Raw genomic sequence first — 4,519 nt, 5'->3', positions numbered from 1 at the left:
TGCCAAGGTCGGCAGCGTCACGGTTGAGACCGCAATTGCCGACGCCATTGCGACCATCGGCGAGAACATGACGCTGCGCCGGGCTGCTTCGCTTGAGGTCGGCAACGGCCTGGTGTCGAGCTATGTCCACAATGCGGTGGTGGAGGGAGCCGGCAAGATCGGCGTGATCGTGGCTCTCGAATCCACAGGCAAGGTCGATGAACTCGCGGTTCTCGGCCGTCAGCTCGCCATGCATGTCGCGGCAGCAAAGCCTTTTGCGCTCGATCCCGCCGGTCTCGATCCGGCGCTGGTCAAACGTGAGAAGGATGTGCTCGCCGACAAGTACCGTCAGCAGGGCAAGCCGGAGAACGTGATCGAGAAGATCGTCGAGTCCGGCCTGAAGACCTACTACAAGGAGGTCTGTCTGCTCGATCAGGCGTTCATCCACGACAACGCCAAGTCGGTTGCCCAGGCGCTCAAGGAGGCCGAAGGCAGGATCGGTGCGCCGGTCAAGATCGCGGGCTTTACGAATTTTGCCCTTGGCGAGGGAGTCGAGAAGCCCTCGGAAGAGAACGCGTAAAGTCAGCTTCCCGCGAATTCAGGAAAGCGATCCGAAAATGGCTGAGCCGGTCTATCGTCGCGTGGTGATCAAGCTGTCGGGCGAATATCTCGCCGGCAGCCAGGTTGCCGGCATCGATCAACCGACCGTCGATCGGATCGCCACCGATCTGATTGCCGCGCAGGAGCTCGGCGCCGAGGTCGCGGTGGTGGTCGGCGGCGGCAACATGGTCAGGGGTGTCGAGGTGTCTGCGCAGGGCGTATCGCGCACCACCGGCGACACCATGGGCATGCTCGCGACCGTGATGAACTGCCTCGCACTCGAAGCCGCGATCGAGCGCAAGGGCGCGCCGGCGCAGACATTGTCGGCCTTCGTGATGCCCGAGATCTGCGAGCTGTTCACGCGCGCTGCGGCGCAAAAATACCTGGCCGCAGGCCGCATCGTTCTGCTCGGCGGTGGAACCGGCAATCCCTACTTCACCACGGATACGACCGCGGTTCTGCGCGCCGCCGAAATTGAGGCGCAGGCCGTCCTCAAGGCCACCAATGTCGATGGCGTCTACAGTGCAGATCCGAAGAAGGATCCGTCGGCGAAACGGTTCGACCGTCTCACCCACGCCCAGGCCATTGAAGGCGGCTACAAGGTGATGGATGCCACCGCATTCGCGCTTGCCCGGGAAACGTCGCTGCCTATCATCGTATTTTCGATCGCCGACCCCGGTTCGATCGGTGCCATCCTGCAGGGCAGGGGCCGCGGGACCGTCGTTGCGGGCTGATCTTTCGATCCAGTCGCGGGTAAAACCGGAATGGAACCATATATTTGCTAGCGTTCTTTCGCTTCTGTCTCAGCGCCGGAAACGGCTGCTAGAATGAGCTTGGAAGCGAAAGACCCAGTTGAAAGGGAGAGCGTGATGCCCACGGGCAATTTCGACATCAACGAGCTCAAGCGCCGCATGCAGGGCGCGATGCAATCTCTCAAGCACGAACTCGGAGGCCTCAGGACCGGCCGGGCGTCGGCCTCGATGCTGGAGCCGGTGCAGGTCGATGCCTATGGCACCCACATGCCGCTCAACCAGCTCGCAACCATCAGCGTGCCCGAGCCGCGGATGATCTCGGTGCAGGTCTGGGACAAGTCCATGGTGAAGGCGGTCGAGAAGGCGATCATCGACTCCAATCTCGGGCTTTCGCCCGCGACCGAAGGGCAGGTGCTGCGCTTGCGGATTCCGGAGCTCAACCAGGAGCGGCGCAAGGAGCTCGTCAAGGTCGCCCATAAATATGCGGAAGCCGCCCGCGTCGCGGTCCGCCACGTCCGCCGCGATGGCCTCGACGTCGTCAAGAAGCTCGAAAAGAACCACGAGATTTCCGAGGACGATCAGGAGCGTTTGGCCGCCGACGTGCAGAAGGCGACCGACGGCACGATCGCCGAGATCGACCAGATGCTGGCGGCGAAGGAAAAGGAAATCCTCACCGTTTGAGGGGACGGGCGATGTCGAACGCGAGAGCCCCTGCAACGGATGGGCCTGACGGCACTGAGGGTCCATTGCATGTGGCGATCATCATGGACGGCAATGGGCGGTGGGCAGCCGCACGCGGACTGCCGCGCGCGGAAGGTCATCGCCGCGGCGTGGACGCGCTGCGCCGCGTCGTGCAGGCGTCCCATGAGCTCGGCATCCGCTATCTGACCATCTTTTCGTTCAGCGCGGAGAACTGGTCGCGGCCGGCGACCGAGATCGGCGATTTGTTCGGCCTGCTGCGGCGTTTCATCCGCAACGATCTGGCGACATTGCATCGCGACGGCGTCCGCGTGCGCGTGATCGGCGAGCGTCAGGGGCTCGAGGTGGACATCTGCGCGCTGCTCGAGGAGGCCGAGCAGCTGACGCGCCACAATACGAGGCTCGACCTCATCGTCGCCTTCAACTACGGATCGCGGCAGGAAATCGCGGGGGCCGCGCAGCGCCTCGCGCGTGAGGTTGCCGAAGGCAGGCGCGATCCGGCCTCCATCGATGCCGATGCGCTGTCACGCTATCTCGATGCTCCCGAAATACCCGATCCCGACCTGATCATCAGGACCAGCGGCGAGCAGCGCCTCTCGAATTTCTTGATGTGGCAGGCCGCCTATAGCGAACTCGTGTTCGTGCCGATCCACTGGCCGGATTTCGACAAGGCGGCGCTCGAGGGCGCGATTGCCGAATTCGCCAGGCGCGAGCGCCGGTTCGGCGGCCTGATTGCGAAAACCGGCTCGTGAGCGACAGCAAAGCCGCAGCCGCGGCCGCAACCGAGCCGGGCGGCCGCAATCTTCTGATGCGCATTGCGGCTGCGCTGGTCCTTGCGCCCATGACCATTGCCGCTGCCTATGCCGGCGGCTGGTTCTGGATCGCGCTGGTCACAGCGGCCGCGATCGGTCTTTATGTCGAGTGGCTGACCGTGATTGGCGCGCTGCGCGAGCGGCCTGCGATGGTGTGCGGGCCGATCGCGCTCGCAATTGCCGGCGTGCTGCTTGGGCTCGGATGGATCGAGGTCTCGTGGTTGGCCTTGGCGTTAGGTCTCCTCGCCGTCGTGCTGCTCTCGCGGCAGGCGCGCCGCTGGACCGCGGCGGGATTCTGCTATGCCGCGGCGGCGCTGATGGCCTCGGTGCTGGTGCGCCACGATGCGGTGGGATTTATCGCACTCCTGTTCGTGCTCGGGGTGGTGTGGGCGAGCGACATCGGCGGCTATTTTGCCGGCCGCGGTATCGGCGGGCCAAAGCTCTGGCCCAAGGTCAGTCCCAAGAAGACCTGGGCCGGCGCGATCGGCGGTCTTTCCGCGAGCCTTGCCGTCGCGGCGCTGTTTGCGATCTTCGATCCGCACCCGGGCGATACCCTGCTTGCGCTGCGAACCGCCCCGCTGCTTGCGCTGGCCGCAGTCCTGTCGATCGCCGCCCAGTTCGGTGATCTCTTCGAATCCGCGGTCAAGCGCCGGTTCGGCGTCAAGGATTCGAGCCACCTCATTCCCGGCCATGGCGGTCTGATGGACCGCCTCGACGGATTTATTGCCGCCATTGTCCTGGCGGCTATTGTTGGTGTTCTGCGCGGCGGCGCCGATGGCATCGCCCGCGGTCTCATGATCTGGTGAAACAATGAGCGCAGTCCCATTGCGTAACAACAAGGCCGCGGCGACCGCCGTGCGCAGCATCACCGTGCTCGGCGCGACCGGTTCGATCGGCGATTCGACGATGGATCTGCTCCGGGCGTCACGCGACCGCTACCGGGTCGAGGCGCTGACGGCGAATTCCAACGTGCAGGCCCTGGCCAAGCTGGCCCGCGAGTTCGGCGCCCGCTTTGCCGCAATCGCCGATCCCTCGCGCCTTGCCGAATTGAAGGACGCGCTGTCCGGCACCCGGATCGAATGCGGCGCCGGCGAGAGCGCCGTCATCGAGGCCGCCACACGTCCGGCGGACTGGGTGATGGCCGCCGTCAGTGGTGCCGCCGGCCTGAAACCTGCGCTCGCCGCGGTCGATCGCGGCGCGACCGTCGCGCTGGCTAACAAGGAATGCCTGGTCTGCGCCGGCGATTTCTTCATGCAGCGCGCGGCGCGGGCCGGGGCCTGCATTCTGCCCGCCGATTCCGAGCACAACGCGTTGTTTCAGGCCCTCGGCTCTGGCAATCGCGAGGAGCTGGTTCGCGTCATCATCACCGCCTCCGGCGGGCCGTTTCGCACTTGGGCTGCCCGCGACATCGAAGAGGCGACGCTCGCCCAGGCGCTGAAACATCCGAACTGGAGCATGGGGCAGAAAATCACCATCGACTCCGCCTCGATGATGAACAAGGGACTCGAAGTGATCGAAGCAGCCTGTCTGTTCACGCTCGCCCCGGAAGAGATCGACGTGCTGGTGCATCCGCAATCAATCGTGCACGGCATGGTCGAGTTTTCCGATTGCTCGGTCGTGGCGCAATTGGGCGCGCCCGACATGCGCACGCCGATCGCGCATTGCCTGGGCTGGCCA

6 protein-coding genes are annotated in these 4,519 nt (G+C 64.8%); all 6 read left to right on the top strand.

The features are described 5' to 3' along the window. The coding region (tsf, locus tag JOZ76_RS29920; RefSeq protein WP_291704872.1) for a translation elongation factor Ts at positions 1–559 on the top strand (559 nt) is incomplete at its 5' end. 37 nt (positions 560–596) lie between these two features. Further along, on the top strand, positions 597–1,313 hold the full coding sequence (gene pyrH / locus JOZ76_RS29915; protein WP_291704870.1) for a UMP kinase: 717 nt from the start codon (positions 597–599) through the stop codon (positions 1,311–1,313). A 135-nt stretch (positions 1,314–1,448) separates the two neighbouring features. Further along, entirely contained in the window at positions 1,449–2,012 is a 564-nt protein-coding gene (gene frr, locus JOZ76_RS29910; RefSeq protein WP_291704868.1) for a ribosome recycling factor, read from the top strand. An 11-nt stretch (positions 2,013–2,023) separates the two neighbouring features. Next, positions 2,024–2,782: an isoprenyl transferase gene (locus JOZ76_RS29905; RefSeq protein WP_291704866.1), complete on the top strand. Its 759-nt coding sequence runs from the start codon at positions 2,024–2,026 to the stop codon at positions 2,780–2,782. After that, the gene (locus JOZ76_RS29900) at positions 2,779–3,648 is read left to right on the top strand and encodes a phosphatidate cytidylyltransferase (protein ID WP_291704864.1); all 870 of its coding nucleotides are present in this window, start codon (positions 2,779–2,781) and stop codon (positions 3,646–3,648) included. The genes JOZ76_RS29905 and JOZ76_RS29900 overlap by 4 nt, the downstream gene beginning before the upstream one ends. Positions 3,649–3,652: 4 nt before the next feature. Continuing rightward, the coding region (dxr, locus tag JOZ76_RS29895) for a 1-deoxy-D-xylulose-5-phosphate reductoisomerase (protein ID WP_291704862.1) at positions 3,653–4,519 on the top strand (867 nt) is incomplete at its 3' end.

Origin of the sequence: Bradyrhizobium sp., from assembly GCF_019244115.1 — a bacterium.
Taxonomy (GTDB): Bacteria; Pseudomonadota; Alphaproteobacteria; order Rhizobiales; family Xanthobacteraceae; genus Bradyrhizobium.
This window is presented reverse-complemented; position numbering and strand designations above follow the sequence as displayed.

Excerpts from the sequence above, each read along its gene's own strand:
- pyrH (WP_291704870.1), top strand. The coding sequence starts at position 597 with ATGGCTGAGCCGGTCTATCGTCGCGTGGTGATCAAGCTGTCGGGCGAA.
- frr (WP_291704868.1), top strand. The coding sequence starts at position 1,449 with ATGCCCACGGGCAATTTCGACATCAACGAGCTCAAGCGCCGCATGCAG.
- JOZ76_RS29905 (WP_291704866.1), top strand. The coding sequence starts at position 2,024 with ATGTCGAACGCGAGAGCCCCTGCAACGGATGGGCCTGACGGCACTGAG.